The sequence below is a fragment of the Lentzea cavernae genome (assembly GCF_014653695.1).
Classification (GTDB): domain Bacteria; phylum Actinomycetota; class Actinomycetes; order Mycobacteriales; family Pseudonocardiaceae; genus Lentzea; species Lentzea cavernae.
The window spans coordinates 1157846-1173268 of the sequence record NZ_BNAR01000001.1; the positions used below are offsets into that span (position 1 = coordinate 1157846).

Consider the following 15423-nt stretch of genomic DNA (forward strand, 5'->3'; position numbering starts at 1 on the left):
CCTGAAAACCTCCTCCACCTGGTTAGGGCCTCGCGCGTCCTCCGCCCGACCGCACCATCTCCGGCCTCGAACGCGAATGCCGCCGCCGCTGCAATGGCGGGGACATCGACGACGAGACGGACGGGGGAACGGATGATGCGAGGGCGGCGACCGGTTCGGGAACCGGGATCATGGCGGTCGGGAGGACTTCCGGGGACTCGGCGGCGGCAGGCTCTGCCTCCGGCTGCGTCCACACCGGAACGTTCGTCTCGACCATGTTCTGCCGGAACAGCTCCGGCGTCTCGGTGATGATCTTGCCCGGCGATTCCAGACCCACGATGCCGACGAGTTTGCCGTTGGCGATGAAGCCGGTGAGTCCGTTCACGTCGGTGGTGTCGGTGCCGAGCACGGGGAGGCCCGCGCCCTGCACGCGCATGCCGTACTGCTCGGTCCAGAAGCGCGGGACCGGGGTGTAGGTCTTGGCGTGGTTGCGGCCCACCAGGAGGTTCTCGGCCGCAGCACGGCCTCCCTCGACGGCGTTGAGCCAGTGCTCGACCCGTCTGACGGCGCCGTTGAAGCGCATGTTGGGCCAGCGGGCCACGTCACCGCAGGCGACGAGGTTCTCGGCGCCGACGACGTGGTTCGTCGAGTCGCACAGCACGCCGTCGGAGATGTCGAGACCGGAGCCGCGCAGCCAGTCGACGGCCGGCGAGGCGCCTACGGCGAGGACCACGCACGAGGCGAAGAAGACCTGGCCGTCCGAGAGGTGGATGCCGATGCCGCCGGGCTGGCGCACCCAGTGCTTGATGCCGACGCCGGTGGCCAGCCGCACCCCGTGCTCGACGTGCGCCTCGGTGATCTTCTTGCCGATGTCGTCGCCGACGACGCCGCCCAGCAACGCGGGCGAGCGCACGATCAGGGCCACGTCGCGGCCCATGTGACGGATCGAACAGGCGAGCTCGCAGCCGATGAACCCGCCGCCGATGACGGCGACGAGGCCCTGCGACTGACGGATGTTCTTGCGGATCGCGATCGCGTCGTCCAACGTCCGCAGCACGTGCACCCGCGGGTCGTGGCGCGGCGCGCCGCCCATCGCCCTGGCGTCGACGCCGGTGGCGATGATCATGCCGTCGTACTTGATCTCCTCGCCACCGGGCACCCAGACCGACTGCTTCTTGGGGTCCAGGTGCAGGGCCGGGGAGTTCATGCGCCACTCGGCGTCGAGGTCACCCGAGAACGACAGCAACGAGTCGTCCGGGGTCCACTCACCGGTGATCATCTGCTTCGACAGGCAAGGGCGGTGGTACGGGAGGTGCCGCTCCGCGGACAGGATGGTGATCTGCCCGTCGAAACCCATCTCCCGCAGCCGTTCCGCGGAACGGACTCCACCGAGTCCACCGCCGACGACCACGATCCGTTCGCTCACTTCACTCGCTCCCTGATCTCGATCGCGCGCATCGGGCACGCGCGTTGTGCCGCCCTGGCCTGAGCGAAGTGCTCCTCGGGCGGCCGGCGGTTGTAGGTCAGGCGGTTGTCTTCGATCAGCTGGAAGACGTCCGGGGCCTCCGCCTGGCAGGTGCCGTAGCGGTGGCACTTCTCGTTGTTGACGCTCACGTCCATCGCGTCGCCCTCGCCGACGCCGGGTTCCTTGCCGCGCTCGGCGTCGAGCATGCCGATGCGCATCAGCACCTCGGGAGGCAGGAACCTGGCCAGCGCCAGGGTGGCGGTGGGGACGAGAACGGTGAGGCCGGCGAGCCAGAGAACGGACAGGTTGCCGTTCGCGATGGCGCCGAACCAGGAGTGCACCACGGTGATCGTCACCGCGATGTACGCCGTTTGGTGGAACCTCAACCACTTGCGGTAGAAGACTTTGTGCCTCATCGACGCCAGCACGGCGATCGCGAGCATGACCTCCAGGCCGAGGATGCCCAGCGCGTGCCGGAAAAGACCGCCGTCGACGAACGGCAGGATCAGCTTGATGATGCTGAGGGGGGCACCCTGCAGCAGCGAGAAGGCGAACGCGTGGATGCAGCCGAACGCGATCGCCAGTGACGCGAGCACCATGTGCCCGTTCTTCAGACCTTCACGGCCGGTGAGCTTCTCGGCCCATCCGGTCGCGATCAGCACGCCCCAGGACAAGGTGGCGCACATCAGTACATAAGCCAGCCTGGCGGAGATCTGGGCCATCTTCTTGACACCCGAGTCGAACTCGGCTTGGGCCACCAGGAGCGGAATCTGGCTCGACAACAACTCTTCCTCCGGAAAGAACTTCTCGCGGGACCCGCCCGGCCCTGGGTGCAGGAGTGGACACATCAGAACCGGGCGGGTGGGAACAGGTCCGCGTTGGAGTGCCTCTGACCTTGGGACACCACCTCCGTTTACCGTCGTGCAACGGGGTCTTGCAGAATCACCGCACCGGTCGTCGCGGGCGGAGTACTCGGAGCAGGAGCACCGTGAGGACGGCTCCCGCGGCGGTGACCGTGAGGATCACCCACATGTTCGGGCTCTCGTCGGAGGACAGAGTCGCGTTGATGATGTTGCCGGCGGGCTGGGGCTCCGCGAACGCCGCGTCGCCAGCGAGGCCCGAGCTCTCCAGCAGCGTCATGTGCTTCATCACCACGTCGATACCGGCCTGGGCGAAGCCGCGGATCACGTCGTTGCGCGTTCCTGAGCGCACCTTCGCGATGAACGGGAAGATCTGGCCGTGCGCGGCGCGCAACCGGGCGATGAACGCCTGGTCGAACGCGTCACCTTCGAGCGCGTTGATCTCTTCCATCCACGACTGCTGCGTCGGGTTCGGCACGTCGGGCGTGGTCAGCCCGAAGCCGGCGGCGGTCTTCTTCGTCAGCGCGTCCAGCATCATGTGGTCGAGCATGATCATCTTGCCGATCTGCTTGACCCTGGCGTTGGACGCCTTGGTGGCCGTGAGCTCGCCCATGGGCATCTCCCACAGGCCGGCGAGGCGCACCCTGTTCAGCAGTTCGCGGTCGTTCGCGGTCAACGGCCCTGACGGGGTGTCCATCACTCCCCCGGTGTCCGCGGGCTGTGCTGCAGCCGTGGCGGCCAGGCCGGAGAAGAGGAACAACATCGCAAAGACGGTGGCGAGGGCTCTGGTCATCGTCTTGTTGTCCTCGTTGTCCAAAGGAAGTCGATAGGGGATGAATGGAGTTCTGAGCAGTGGGGCTCAGTAACCGGGCGCGGCGGGCGGTGGCGCGGACTGCGGTGTCTGCGCGGTGCCCGAACTGGGGGACGTGCCCGGCGTGCTGCTGCTCTTGTTGCTGTTGTTCTGCGCTTTGCCGCCGGTGATCTTGGCGCCGTTGGGGGCGGTGACGAACCACACTCCGCCCTTGCCCTGCCCCTTCATGTCACCGGCGGTCTTGTCCTCGGCGAACGTGTACTGCGGCCAGCCCTGGATGGTGAGCTGCTTGGTGCCGTCCGGCCTGGTCAGGACCCCCATCGAGATGGGGTCCACCCCGGTCGCCATCGGCGTCTTGTCCGCGAGGACCGGCTTCCACGCCTTCGCGCACTCGCCCTCGCAGTTCGACTTGGACGGCTTGGGGACGTCCTTGTCGTAGCGGTAGAGCGGGAGCCCGTCGGCGTCGGTGACGAACCAGCCCATCTGCTCGTTGTTCGCGATGAAGTAGTTGTTCATCCCGCTCAGATCAGCGGGTTTCGCCTGCAAGCCGCCCGTGGCGACCCCTCCGGGAGGGGTCTGGGCGCTGCCGCACGCGGTGAGGGCGAGAGCCAGGGCCGCGAAGGCGGTGATGGCCTGTCCACGTCGCATCGGCAGGTCCTTTCTCAACTGGGGTACCGAGGAGTACGGACACGATCCGGCAACGGTTCACGTGGTTCGTGAGGAATATTTGCCTCTCGACTTCCGACGGTTGATGGGGCAAGGATGTCCCCCGTGGCGCGGCATAGACGTCAACGTGAGTTAGACGAACAATCACCAAGACCGGGATCTCTCGAGGAAGAGTTGATCCGTCGGCTGTACGAGGAATTCGGCAGTGCCCTGCTGGGACACTGCATGAGGTTGACGGGCCATGATCGTCAGTGGGCCGAGGACATCGTGCAGGAGACCCTGGTCAGGGCATGGCGCAACGCCGAGAAACTCGAGCGTGATCCCGTGCTCTTGCGGTCGTGGTTGTTCACGGTGGCAAGGCGGTTGGTCATTGACGACAGGCGCAAGAGAAGCGTCCGTCCGCAGGAGTTCGAACTGACCCCTTCGGACGAGTCGCCTTCCGGAAGCGAAGAGGATCGCACCCTCGCGGCGATCGTCGTGGCGGAGGCGATGAACGGTCTCTCGGAGGAACACAGGGAGGCTATTCTCGAGACATATCTGCGGGACCGCACCGTCGGTGAGGCCGCGGCGGCACTCGGTGTGCCACCGGGAACGGTCAAGTCGAGGGTGTACTACGCGCTCCGTGCGTTGCGGCGCGCGTTGCACGATCGGGGAGAGACGCGGTGACAACGGCACCAGATCACCTCGACGTCGCCGCCTACGTGCTCGGCATCCTCGATGCCGATGAGGTGGAGGCGTTCGAGAACCACCTGACCGAGTGTCGGCGGTGTGCTCTTGACCTGCGCGACTTCGCGGTGGTGCCGGACCTCATCGACGAGGCCGACGCGGGCGGGATGCTGCGCGGAACAGCGCCGGAACGCCCCGACGGCAAGTCGGTGCGGGTCATGCTCGACGCCGTCGCGGCGCGCAGGAAGCGCCGACGGTGGTTCGTCGCCCAGGGTGTCGCGGCCGCCGCCGCCGGCATCGTGGCGGTGACCGCCGTGGTGACGACGCTCGTCGTGCGCACCGGAGATGACGGTTCGAACCAGGCGGCGCCCCAGAACCCCGGCACCTCGACGTCGCAGACGCGGGTGGCGAACAACTCCTCCGACAAGTCGATGGAGATCAAGCACCAGGACCCGAACAGCGGCGTCGGCACGAAGATCACCGCTTCCGACGAGCCGTCGGGGACCGCGATGGACATCGAGGTCACCGGCATGTCCGGACCCAGCAGGGGTTCGCTCGTCGCCGTGGGCCGCGCGGGCCGTGTCGCGCAGGTCACGTCCTGGTACGCCCCCGAACCGGTGGCAGGGGACAAGAAGACCATCAAGCTGGCCGCCAACGTGGCCATGCGGTGGCACGAGATCGCGACGTTCCGGATCGTCGACGAGAACGGCAAAACACTGCTCGAAGTCGTCGCTTCCTGACGTTTCCCGACACCAGGCCGCTGCCCCCGCCGGATCCGTGAGATCCTGTGGGGGCAGTTGTCGTTTTCGGGGAAGGCTGTCTACGTGGCAATAGGCCCGTCAGCGGTCGAGCGCTGGCTCGATCTGTCCACAGAGGAGCTGCGCGCTCAGGTCACGCGGCTCGTGTCCGCCCGGCTACCGGGTGATCACGCTGTGTGGCAGGCGATCCGGCGTCATCCAGCACTGGTCCCCCGCATCCGCGGTGTCCTCTCCGGACTCGCGGCCACGGCGGCCGGCAGCAAGGACGAGGCCATGCAGAAGGTCTGGATCTCCAAGGCGCGCGCCGCCCTGGACCAGGTCACTCCCCCGCCGGTGAAGGCGGTGCGCAAGCCGAAGGTTGAAGAGGCCCCCGTTGAGGAACCCGAGGCTGTGATCGAGCTGCGGGAGCCGGAGCCTCAACAGCAGAGGCAACCGCACAAGGCCATTCCGACGATGCTCTTCCAAGAGCCGAGTTAGGGACGGGGAGCCAGCCAGATGGTCGTCTTCGGATCGCTCATCTCGTTGTCCGGTCTGCTGATCCTGTTGTTCCGCGACGCCCCGATGGGCGGGTTGAGCCCGGCCGTCGCCGGTTGGGTGATGATCCCGCTGGGTCTGGTGTTCGCGGCGCTCGGCCTCCTGCGCAACCGCCGCAAGCGGGCGCAGGGGGTTCCCGGTCCGGTCGGAAACCCGGTCCAGCGGCTGAAGGCGCTGCCGCGGCTGTGGAAGACCTGGCGCGGCGGGAAGTACCCGGAGCTGCCGCGCAGCCAGGTCCTGATGTGGGCGGTGGCCCTGGTCTACCTCGTGTCGCCGATCGACGTCCTGCCGGAGTTCCTTCCGGTGATCGGCGTGACCGACGACGCGGGTGTCCTCGTGTGGCTGCTCAGCAGCCTTTCGGTCGCCTCAGGCTCGTATCTGCGCTGGGAGAAGAACCATGGCGACACGGGTCGCGGGATCGAGGCCCCGTGAGGCCTCCTCGCGCATGATCTCCGCCAGGCCGGGCGAGGTGTCCGCCACGACCTGGAAGCCCAGGCGCTCGTAGTACGGCGCGTTCCACGGCACGTCGCGGAACGTCGTGAGGGTCACGGCCCGCTCGGAGCGGGTGACGTGCTCGATGAGAGCCGCGCCGATCCCCTGACGTGCGTGCGACGGGTGCACGCTCACCTGGTGGACGTGCGTGGCGCCGTCGACGTCGCCGATGGCGATGAACGCCACGGGCACGCCTTCCGCGCCGATCGCGACCCAGACCTCGTGTTCGGCGAGGTCTTCGAGGGACATCGGGTCGTCGTCGGCGATCTCGGGCATTCCGGCGTCGCGGAAGGGCTCTCCGGACGCGATTTCGATCTGCTGGAGGTACGGCAGTTCGGCTGGTTGGGCGAGACGGATCAACACGCCCGTCATCCTGGTAGGTCGGACGCGGACCTTCCAGCCCATTGACGTTAAAGTCCGACTCGATGCGAACCAAGACAGTGCGCGTCCTCCTGGTCGAGGACGACGATGGTGACGCGGTGCTCGTGGAGGCACTGCTCGAAGAGGCGAACGCGCCTTTCGTCCTGTCGCGCGCCGGCACGCTCGCGGAGGCGGAGCTCATGCTCTCCGAAGCCGACTGCGTGCTGCTCGACCTCGGTCTTCCCGACGCGCACGGCCTGCAGGGCCTGCACAGGCTGCTCGCCAAGCCGAACGCGCCCGCGATCCTGGTGCTGACCGGCCTCGACGACGAGCGCGAGGGAATAGACGCAGTCGGTGCGGGTGCCGAGGACTACCTGATCAAGGGCAAGGTCGACGGCGAACTGCTGCTGCGCGGCGTCCGGTACGCGGTCGAACGCCGCCGTTCCGAGGACGCCCAGCGCAAGCTCCGCGAGGTCGAGCTGCTGGCCGCGGAGCGCGCACGCCTGGAACGCGGCCTCCTGCCTCCCCCGCTGCTGCAGAACTCCGACGTCGACCTGGAGGTCCGCTACCAGCCCGGTGGCCAGCGGATGCTGCTCGGCGGCGACTTCTACGACGCGGTCGGTCTGCCGGACGGCACCGTGCACGCGATCATCGGCGACGTCTGCGGCCACGGCCCGGACGAGGCCGCGCTGGGCGTCTGCCTGCGGATCGCGTGGCGCGCGCTGGTCCTGTCCGGCGCCACGGCCGAGAAGGTGCTGAAGACGCTGGACCAGGTGCTCGTCGCCGAACGGCACGGCGAGGGCATCTTCACCACGGCGTGCATGGTCACGGTCTCACCGGACCGCCGCTCGGCCCGCTACTTCCTCGCCGGGCACCCCGAGCCGCTGATGATGGTCGGCACGCAGATCGTGGACCTGCCGCAGTCGAAGATCGGCGTGCCGCTGGGCGTGCTGCCCGACTACGCGTGGACCGGCGTGGACGTGCAGCTGCCGTCCGGCTGGTCGATCGCCTGTTACACGGATGGATTGATCGAGGGCCGGGTACCTGACGACGTCGACCGGCTCGGTGTCGAGCGCCTGTGCGAGATCCTGGACAGGCACCTGCAGGACGGACCCAACTGGATGGACTCGGTCATCGCGGAGGTGACTGAGCTCAACGGCGGGGCGCTCGACGACGACGTGGCCATCCTGCTGCTGAAGGACGGAAAGTGAACCTGCCGCAAAGGCTGCCCGCAAGCCGCCTGCTGGGCGCGATCGTGGCCGGCCTGCTGGTCATGACCGCGATCGCCATCTCGTCCACGGTCGTCGCGCTCGACGCGCTGAGCGACTCGCGGACGCGGTCGGTCGACCAGGTCGAGCCCGCGGGCCGCCGGGTGAACGACCTCAACCGCTCGCTGCTCGACCAGGAGACCGGTGTCCGGGGTTTCACCCTCACCGGGCGCGACGACTTCCTCTCGCCGTACGTGGACGGCGAGAAGGCCCAGACCGAGGCCGCGAAGAACGTGCGGGACCTCGTCGGCGACGTCAACGGACGGGTGGACCGCATCGAGGCCCTCGGACGGGAGTGGCGCGCCGAGTACGCGGAACCGACGATCGCGGCCATCCGGCTCTCCGGGCCCACCGGCGGGCCTGCGGGCGACATCGAGCGCGGCAAGGTGCTGTTCGACCAGCTCCGCAGCGAGGTGGCGGCGCTGCGCACCGACATCGGCCAGCTCGCCCAGCAGGCGCGAACGGAGCTGAACAGCGCGGCGAACGTCGTGTTGTGGCTGGTCATCGCCATGGGCGTGCTGCTGGTCACGGCGATCGGCGGGGTCTCCCTGCTGCTGTACCGCCTGCTGATCGCGCCGCTCGCGAGCCTCGCCGACCACACCCGGCAGGTCGCGTCCGGCGACTTCGACCACGAGATCGACGCGGACGGCCCCCGCGAGACCGTCCAGCTCGGCGAGGACGTCAACGCGATGCGCCGCCGGATCGTGCACGAGCTCGCGACCCTCGAAACGGCCAAGGCCGAACTGCAGCGCTCGAACTCGGAGCTGGAGCAGTTCGCGTACGTCGCCTCGCACGACCTGCAGGAACCGCTGCGCAAGGTGGCGTCGTTCTGCCAGCTGCTGCAGCGCCGCTACGGCGGCCAGCTCGACGAGCGCGCCGACCAGTACATCGGCTTCGCGGTCGACGGCGCCAAGCGCATGCAGGTGCTGATCAACGACCTGCTGGCGTTCTCCCGCGTCGGGCGGATGACCCGCGAGCAGACGGTCATCGACCTCAACGACATCGTGCGCCAGGTCGTCGACAGCTACTCCGACCGCATCGAGGAGATCGGCGCGCGGCTCGAGATCGCGAAGCTCCCCTCCGTGCGTGGCGAGGCGTCACTGCTCAGCGCGGTGTTCCAGAACCTGATCAGCAACGCGCTGAAGTTCAAGGGCGAGGAGCCGCCGGTCATCACCATCGGCGTGGAGCAGGACGGCGAGCTGTGGAAGTTCACGTTCCGCGACAACGGCATCGGGATCGAGCCGGAGTACGCTGACCGGATCTTCGTCATCTTCCAGCGCCTGCACCCGAAGGACGCCTATCCGGGCACGGGCATCGGACTGGCGATGTGCCGGAAGATCGTCGAATTCCACGGCGGCACCATCTGGCTGAAGACCGATGTGGACTCCGGCACCTGTTTCGAGTTCACGCTGCCCGTGGTACCCGAACTCGTCGCCCAAGCTGAGGAAGTACATGTCTGAGTCACCGCTGAACGTGATCGACGTCCTGCTCGTCGAGGACGACCCCGGCGACGCCCTGATGACGCAGGAGGCGTTCGAGCACCACAAGATCCGCAACTCGCTGCACATCGTCAAGGACGGTGTGGAGGCGCTCGAGTTCCTGCGGCGCGAGGGCCAGTACGCGAACGCGCCGCGGCCGGGGCTGATCCTGCTCGACCTCAACCTGCCCCGCAAGGACGGCCGTGAGGTGCTGAGCGAGGTCAAGGCGGACGCGGAGCTGCGTTCGATCCCCGTCGTGGTGCTGACGACCTCGGAGGCGGAGGAGGACGTGCTGCGCAGCTACAGCCTCTACGCCAACGCCTACGTGACGAAGCCGGTCGACTTCGACAGGTTCATCGAGGTCGTCCGGCAGATCGACGACTTCTTCGTCACCGTGGTGAAGCTGCCCCGCTGATCACCGCGGCGCTGAAGTCCAGGCAGGAGCGGCAGATCTGCGCCTCCGCACTTGAGAACACAGGTGCGGACTTGCTGCAGAACGAGCAGTCGCCCACCTCGGCCACCTGAGCCTCGTCGACGCACAGGTCGCAGATGAGCGCGGCAGGTCCGGCCATCATCTTGCCGACGTCGGCGGCGCCCCGTCCGCAGAACCATCAGCGTTCGGTCCGCTTGGACTGCTCCACGATCTGGTGCACGCGCTGATGACTCATGCTCAGCGCTTCCGCGATCTCGCGCATCGACCCACCGGCGCGGTGCAGTCTCAGCACGCTGTGGTGGTAGATGGCCTTGGCGATGTCGGCCTGGCCTTGGGCAGCGGCGGAGGCGGTGCCCGCCTTCCGCGCCGCTGCCAGCAGTTCTTCGTCCAGCGTCATGCTGTCTACGTTAGCTAGACGCGTCTACGGGTACTAGACGCCGCCCAGGTGACGTAGACGCTCAGTCGACGCTGCGGACGATCACCGGTTCGTCGTCGGCCTGCACGACCCATTCCTGGGGCTCACGCGGTTCGGGGAAGACCGGCGCCCAGATCCCCGTCCCGCCCGGGCGACGGCCCTTGCGCAACTCGAACTCTTCTCGCGTGGTCATGCGCTCTGGCTACCCGCTTCGGCGGAACGTATGCCTGACAGCATGGTCGTGATGGCGTCCATGACCCTGCGGGTCGCCTCGTCCAGCACCGCGGCCGTCAGGTCCCGGTCGTACAGGTCGGACAGGTCGACCGGCGCGCCCGCCACGACTTCGATCTTCTTGCGCGGCAACAACCTCGGCAGGATCGACCCCTTCGGCAGCAGGTCCTGCGTGCCCCACTCGGCGACCGGCACGACGGGCACGCGGGCTTCGAGGGCCATCCGCGCGACCCCGGACTTGCCCTTCATCGGCCAGTTGTCGGGATCGTCGGTGAACGTCCCCTCGGGGAACGCCATCACGCACTTGCCCTCGCGCAAAGCCTCCACAGCGGGCCTCAACGCCTCTGAGGCCTTCACAGTGCCCCGTTCGACGGGGATGTGACCTCCGGACCGCATGATCCAGCCGACGACCGGCATGCGCCACAGGGAGGCCTTGGCGAGCACGCGCGGCACGCGGTTCGACATCAGCGCGAACACCACGGCCGCGACCGCGTCCGCGTTCGACAGGTGGTTGAACGCGAGGATCACACCACCGTTGCCCGGCACGTGCTGCTTGCCCCGCACCCGGAGCCGGACGAACAGCACGACGACAGGCCACAACACGTCGATCGCCAGCGAGAACCAGAAGCCCCGGCCCCTGCGGGGCAGCTTCCAGGTCCAGGCGGCCAGCTCAAGCGGTGTCACACCCGGTATTCCACCACGCAGACCCGGGACTGATCCCCCGTTCGACTGAACGCGGGAAGTCGTGATCGGGAGCGCAACAGCCACCTCGGGCCGCGTACACAGGTCAGGGCTTCTCGAAGTGCTGGTAGTCGATCGGCGTGTTCCAGAAGCCACCCCACGTCCAGCCGCGCGCGGTGAACGCCTGCTCGGTGGCGTCGCCCGCGTGGATCATGCCGGGCACGTCCTGGGTGCGGTCGACGTAGGGCGCGCCGTTGGGCGGGTAGACCGCGCCGCTGCGGGAGATGTACGGGTTCTGCACGGTGTTGATGTCGATGGCCCGCCCGTAGGAGTGGTTGGACCAGGCGGTGCCGCCCGTGATCGGCCGGCAGTTGAACGCCGAGGTGTTGTTCGCCGCCATCGACGCGTCGTCGTCGGAGTCGTACTTCTCGATGGTCTCCATCCGCTGAATGGGGAACCGGCCGAAGTACAGGTCGGCGAAGACGCGGGCAACCTCGACGGCGAGAGCGGCGTGAACGACCAGTTCGCCGCGGTGCACCGCACCGTCGAAGCCGACGAAGTTCAGGCTGACCAGCCGCAGTTGATCGGGCCCCACGGGACAACCTTCGCGCCAGCTGGAGGCGAGCCGCTTCGCGGTGACCGGCTTGATGACGGCGACGTAGGGCGGGAGGCCGCTGCCGGCCGGCGCGGCGAGCTCCACGGTCCGGGCGGTGGAGGCGGGCGCCGGCGTGGTGCCGACCAGGACCACGGACAGCGTGAGCGTGATGAGCGCGAAAACTCTGGTACTCGACTTCACAGTGCTTCCTCTCTCCGTTACGACAGAGCGGAACTCACCTACCGGGCCGCGTAGGAGAACCAGCTCGTCGACCGCGATCGCCGGTGGGCTGATCCCGGCTGTTCACCCCGGCCGCGCGAGATGCCTTCGGGATCGACCCTGCCAGCGGTGCGGGAACAACGTCAACTTCGCTGGGACGTTTCGGGGCGTGAGCATGGACGCGGTAGGTGGCCGGCTCACATCCGGTCAACGGGCACCTGGTGTGGTCGCAGTGCGGGCCGTAGATCATGTCTTCGGTCACCAAGCGTGCCCCGCGACGGGCGCAACCTCCTCGACCCGGCGGAACAGGTGCGGCACGGGTTCACGTACATGAGCGTCGGCCTTCTCGCCGTTCACTCGGACTAGACGGTACCCGCCGGTACCGGTACTTGAGATAACCGGTACCGGCAGGTACCGTCTAAGGAGCAAGCTCCGACACGCTGCAGCTCAGGGGTGCGGAACCGTCCTGAAGAACGGGTGCCACATGCAGTACCGCACGCTCGGTGACACCGGGCTGAGCGTCAGCTCCCTGTGCCTCGGCACCATGATGTTCGGGTCGTGGGGCAACAAGGACCACGACGACTCGATCCGCACGATCCACCACGCGCTCGACGCCGGCATCAACTTCGTCGACACCGCCGACCTCTACGCCCGTGGCGAGGCCGAGGAGATCGTCGGAAAGGCGCTGGCGGGGACGCGCCGTGACTCCGTGGTCCTGGCGAGCAAGTTCCACAACCCGATGAGCGACAACGTCAACGACCGCGGCAACTCGCGCCGGTGGATCATGCGTGCGGTGGAGGGCAGCCTCCAGCGGCTCGGCACCGACCACCTGGACCTCTACCAGGTGCACCGGCCGGATCCGGCGACCGGGATCGAGGAGACCCTGGGGGCGCTGACGGATTTGCAACGGGCCGGGAAGATCCGCTACTTCGGCACGTCCACGTTTCCCGCCTACCAGCTCGTCGAGGCGCAGTGGGCGTCCGAACGACGGGGACTGGGCCGGTTCGTGACCGAACAGCCCCCGTACTCGATGCTCGCGCGGGGGATCGAGGCCGACGTCCTGCCGGCCGCCGAGGCCCACCGCATCGGGGTGCTCACCTGGAGCCCGCTCGGTGGCGGCTGGCTCTCCGGCACGTTCCGCAAGGGCGCCACCGGACAGGTGAGCAGCCGCACCGAGCTCATGCCCGGCATCTTCGACATCGACGCCCCGCGCAACGCCGCCAAGCTCGACGCCGTCGAGTCCCTCGCCCGGCTCGCCGACGAGGCCGGCCTGTCCCTGATCCACCTCGCGCTCGGCTTCGTGCTGTCCCACCGCGCGGTGACCGCGCCGATCATCGGTCCGATGAACGTGGAACAGCTCGACAGCCAGCTCGGTGCCGCCGACCTCGTCCTCGACCGGAACGTCCTCGACCGCATCGACGAGATCGTGCCCCCGGGCCGCAACGTGACCGAGGGCGACGCCGGCTACTTCCCGCCCGTGCTGACCGACGCGGTACTGCGCCGGCGCTGACCCGGTGATCCCGGGCGCTGCCCGCCGGATCGGCGACACGACAATGGATCCGCACCGGCTTCAGGCAGCGAGGAGACCACCGTCATGACGCAGGACGACCCCACCGCGGGTGACGGCGGCGGTGGCCGGACCGTCCACCGCCGCCCCGGCCGCAAGCCCGACGCCAGCCGCGACCCCGAGATCCTGGACGCGGCGCTCCAGGTCCTGGCGGAGGTCGGCTACGCGGGCATGACTATGGCCGCGGTGGCGGCACGGGCGAAGGCCGGCAAAGGCACCTTCTACCGACGCTGGCCGTCGAAGGCCAAACTGGTCCTCGACGCCGTCGGGCACATGAAACGCAGCCAGGTCGGCCTGGACCGGCTGCCCGACACCGGCAGCCTCCGCGGCGACATCCTCGCGCTGTTCAAGCCCGCGTCCGTCGAGGAGGGCGAGCACCAGCTCGCGATCATGGCCGGGCTGGCGTCGATGCTCAGCCAGGACCGCGGGCTCGCCGAGGCGGCGAACGACGCGATCGTGGAGCCGTGGGCCGCCGCCAACCGCGTGCTGTTGTCCCGTGCGATGAGCCGTGGCGAGATCGACGCCACCGCCGACGTCGAGACCCTCGCCCAGATCATCCCGTCCATCGCCGCCTACCGCGCGCTCATCCAGCGCAAGCCGTTCGACCGCGACTTCCTCGTCTCCATCATCGACGGCGTCCTGCTGCCGGCGGTCCGTCCCTGACCCCGCGACGGGGCGGGCGTGCTGCCGGTCGTCGTGAAGCTCCGTGAAAGGCAGCGCCACCCCGTGACTCTCGTTCCCGTTCTCGCCGTGGTCGTCGTGCCGGCCGTCTTCGGCGCGCTGCACTGGTACCTGTACCGGCGCCTGATCCGGCAGAACACCTCGCGCGGTGCACGGGCGCGCCGTGCCGGCGCCGCCCTGTTCGTCGTGGGGCCGCTGCTCGCGGGTACGGCGGTGGTCGGCGGGTTCTCCTCGATGCCGATGGCGGTCGAACGCGTCGTGGCGTGGCCCGGTTATCTGTGGCTGGCGGTGTTCCTCTACCTGCTGCTCGGGGTGCTCGCTGGGGAGGTCGTCCGACCGTTGCTGAACCTGTGGCTCACCCACCGGCACCGTGCGTCGGCCGTCGTGGTCGATCCGGCGACGCCCGCCGCTGACCTGCTGTCCCGCCGCCTCTTCGTGTCACGGGCGATCGCGGGGGTCGCTGCCACCGCGGCTGTCGGCGTGGTCGGCCACGGAACCCACGGTGTGCTCAACGGCCCGTCGGTCAAGCGAAGCGTCGTTCCGCTGGCCAAGCTGTCCCGTGCCCACCACGGCTTTCGCATCGCGGTCGTCAGCGACATCCACCTCGGTCCTCTGCTCGGGCGCCGCTTCGCCCAGCGGGTCACCGACACGATCAACGGCACCCAGCCCGACCTGATCGTCGTGGTGGGTGACGTGGTCGACGGTGACGTCGACGAACTCAGCGACGCCGTCGAGCCCTTGGCTCGGCTTCGCGCACGTCACGGCACCTACTTCGTGACCGGCAACCACGAGTACATCTCCGGCGCTGACCAGTGGGTCGAGAAGGTGCGCGAGATGGGGTGGCGGCCGCTGGAGAACGCACGGGCTGAGCTACCGGGTTTCACGTTGGCCGGTGTCAACGACTTCGAGGGTGTTGCCACGGGACGCGGCCCCGATTTCACCAAGGCGCTCGGTGACCGCGATCCCGCGCTCGCGACGCTGCTGCTGGCGCACCAGCCCACCGCCGTCCACGAGGCGGTCCGCCACGGCGTGGACCTGCAGCTCTCGGGCCACACCCACGGCGGTCAGCTGTGGCCCTTCACCTACGTGGCCGAGGCGGCGAACCCGACCGTGGCCGGGCTGGAGCGTTACGGAGACACCCAGCTGTACGTCAGCCGCGGCGCCGGGGCGTGGGGCCCACCCACTCGGGTGGGCGCTCCCTCGGACGTCACCATCGTGGAACTGGCGTCCCGACAGGCCTGAGGACGGCCCGTCGTTGGCGGCC

At 68.4% G+C, this 15423-nt stretch carries 19 protein-coding genes and 1 pseudogene; 10 read left to right on the plus strand and 10 right to left on the minus strand.

The window, feature by feature from the left end; translation table 11 throughout:
• Positions 1-22: 22 nt before the first annotated feature.
• The 4 genes from IE307_RS05325 to IE307_RS05340 form a co-directional block, all read right to left on the minus strand.
• Complete coding sequence (locus IE307_RS05325) at positions 23-1405, minus strand: NAD(P)/FAD-dependent oxidoreductase (protein WP_191296271.1); 1383 nt, start codon at positions 1403-1405, stop codon at positions 23-25.
• On the minus strand, positions 1402-2226 hold the full coding sequence (locus IE307_RS05330; RefSeq protein ID WP_229904403.1) for a ferredoxin: 825 nt from the start codon (positions 2224-2226) through the stop codon (positions 1402-1404). The genes IE307_RS05325 and IE307_RS05330 overlap by 4 nt, the downstream gene beginning before the upstream one ends.
• 160 nt (positions 2227-2386) lie before the next feature.
• Positions 2387-3067 carry a DUF4142 domain-containing protein gene (locus IE307_RS05335; RefSeq protein ID WP_191296272.1) on the minus strand — a complete coding sequence of 227 codons (681 nt, stop codon included), beginning with the start codon at positions 3065-3067 and terminating at the stop codon, positions 2387-2389.
• 96 nt (positions 3068-3163) lie between these two features.
• Positions 3164-3763, minus strand: coding sequence for a COG4315 family predicted lipoprotein (locus IE307_RS05340; RefSeq protein WP_191296273.1), 600 nt, complete (start codon positions 3761-3763; stop codon positions 3164-3166).
• Between the two features lie 114 nt (positions 3764-3877).
• On the opposite strand from IE307_RS05340, the gene IE307_RS05345 reads away from it, so the two are divergent.
• The 4 genes from IE307_RS05345 to IE307_RS05360 all read left to right on the plus strand — a co-directional run bounded on the left by IE307_RS05345 (position 3878) and on the right by IE307_RS05360 (position 6171).
• On the plus strand, positions 3878-4447 hold the full coding sequence (locus IE307_RS05345) for a sigma-70 family RNA polymerase sigma factor (RefSeq protein WP_045315736.1): 570 nt from the start codon (positions 3878-3880) through the stop codon (positions 4445-4447).
• On the plus strand, positions 4444-5187 hold the full coding sequence (locus IE307_RS05350) for an anti-sigma factor family protein (protein WP_191296274.1): 744 nt from the start codon (positions 4444-4446) through the stop codon (positions 5185-5187). The genes IE307_RS05345 and IE307_RS05350 overlap by 4 nt, the downstream gene beginning before the upstream one ends.
• 84 nt (positions 5188-5271) lie before the next feature.
• Positions 5272-5682, plus strand: coding sequence for a hypothetical protein (locus tag IE307_RS05355; protein WP_191296275.1), 411 nt, complete (start codon positions 5272-5274; stop codon positions 5680-5682).
• 18 nt (positions 5683-5700) lie between these two features.
• A complete protein-coding gene (locus IE307_RS05360; RefSeq protein WP_191296276.1) occupies positions 5701-6171 on the plus strand; it encodes a YkvA family protein in 471 nt (156 codons plus the stop codon).
• Here the strand turns inward: IE307_RS05360 and IE307_RS05365 are convergent.
• The gene (locus IE307_RS05365; RefSeq protein WP_229904448.1) at positions 6106-6591 is read right to left on the minus strand and encodes a GNAT family N-acetyltransferase; all 486 of its coding nucleotides are present in this window, start codon (positions 6589-6591) and stop codon (positions 6106-6108) included. The two genes, IE307_RS05360 and IE307_RS05365, sit on opposite strands and share 66 nt — an antisense overlap.
• A 65-nt stretch (positions 6592-6656) precedes the next feature.
• Between IE307_RS05365 and IE307_RS05370 the strand changes: the two genes are divergently transcribed.
• From IE307_RS05370 to IE307_RS05380, 3 genes are read left to right on the plus strand one after another with little or no spacing between them, the layout of a single operon-like run.
• Positions 6657-7802 carry a PP2C family protein-serine/threonine phosphatase gene (locus IE307_RS05370; RefSeq protein WP_191296278.1) on the plus strand — a complete coding sequence of 382 codons (1146 nt, stop codon included), beginning with the start codon at positions 6657-6659 and terminating at the stop codon, positions 7800-7802.
• A complete protein-coding gene (locus tag IE307_RS05375; RefSeq protein ID WP_229904404.1) occupies positions 7799-9319 on the plus strand; it encodes a sensor histidine kinase in 1521 nt (506 codons plus the stop codon). The genes IE307_RS05370 and IE307_RS05375 overlap by 4 nt, the downstream gene beginning before the upstream one ends.
• A complete protein-coding gene (locus IE307_RS05380; RefSeq protein ID WP_191296279.1) occupies positions 9312-9752 on the plus strand; it encodes a response regulator in 441 nt (146 codons plus the stop codon). Before IE307_RS05375 ends, IE307_RS05380 begins: the two co-directional genes overlap by 8 nt.
• Here IE307_RS05380 and IE307_RS47585 read toward each other — a convergent pair.
• The 5 genes and pseudogenes from IE307_RS47585 to IE307_RS05405 form a co-directional block, all read right to left on the minus strand.
• Positions 9727-9933: pseudogene (locus tag IE307_RS47585) on the minus strand (hypothetical protein); the annotation flags it as partial. The gene IE307_RS05380 and the pseudogene IE307_RS47585 sit on opposite strands and share 26 nt — an antisense overlap.
• Before the next feature lie 15 nt (positions 9934-9948).
• Complete coding sequence (locus IE307_RS05390; protein WP_191296280.1) at positions 9949-10167, minus strand: hypothetical protein; 219 nt, start codon at positions 10165-10167, stop codon at positions 9949-9951.
• A 61-nt stretch (positions 10168-10228) separates the two neighbouring features.
• A complete protein-coding gene (locus IE307_RS05395; RefSeq protein WP_176960101.1) occupies positions 10229-10378 on the minus strand; it encodes a hypothetical protein in 150 nt (49 codons plus the stop codon).
• A complete protein-coding gene (locus tag IE307_RS05400) occupies positions 10375-11100 on the minus strand; it encodes a lysophospholipid acyltransferase family protein (protein ID WP_229904405.1) in 726 nt (241 codons plus the stop codon). The genes IE307_RS05395 and IE307_RS05400 overlap by 4 nt, the downstream gene beginning before the upstream one ends.
• Before the next feature lie 103 nt (positions 11101-11203).
• Positions 11204-11893 (minus strand): M15 family metallopeptidase, encoded by a 690-nt coding sequence (locus IE307_RS05405; RefSeq protein WP_191296281.1) that lies wholly within the window; start codon positions 11891-11893, stop codon positions 11204-11206.
• Between the two features lie 502 nt (positions 11894-12395).
• Here IE307_RS05405 and IE307_RS05410 point away from each other — a divergent pair.
• The 3 genes from IE307_RS05410 (at position 12396) to IE307_RS05420 (ending at position 15401) form a co-directional block, all read left to right on the plus strand.
• A complete protein-coding gene (locus IE307_RS05410) occupies positions 12396-13421 on the plus strand; it encodes an aldo/keto reductase (protein WP_191296282.1) in 1026 nt (341 codons plus the stop codon).
• 84 nt (positions 13422-13505) lie between these two features.
• On the plus strand, positions 13506-14141 hold the full coding sequence (locus tag IE307_RS05415) for a TetR/AcrR family transcriptional regulator (protein WP_191296283.1): 636 nt from the start codon (positions 13506-13508) through the stop codon (positions 14139-14141).
• Between the two features lie 63 nt (positions 14142-14204).
• Complete coding sequence (locus tag IE307_RS05420) at positions 14205-15401, plus strand: metallophosphoesterase (protein ID WP_191296284.1); 1197 nt, start codon at positions 14205-14207, stop codon at positions 15399-15401.
• Positions 15402-15423 lie beyond the last annotated feature (22 nt).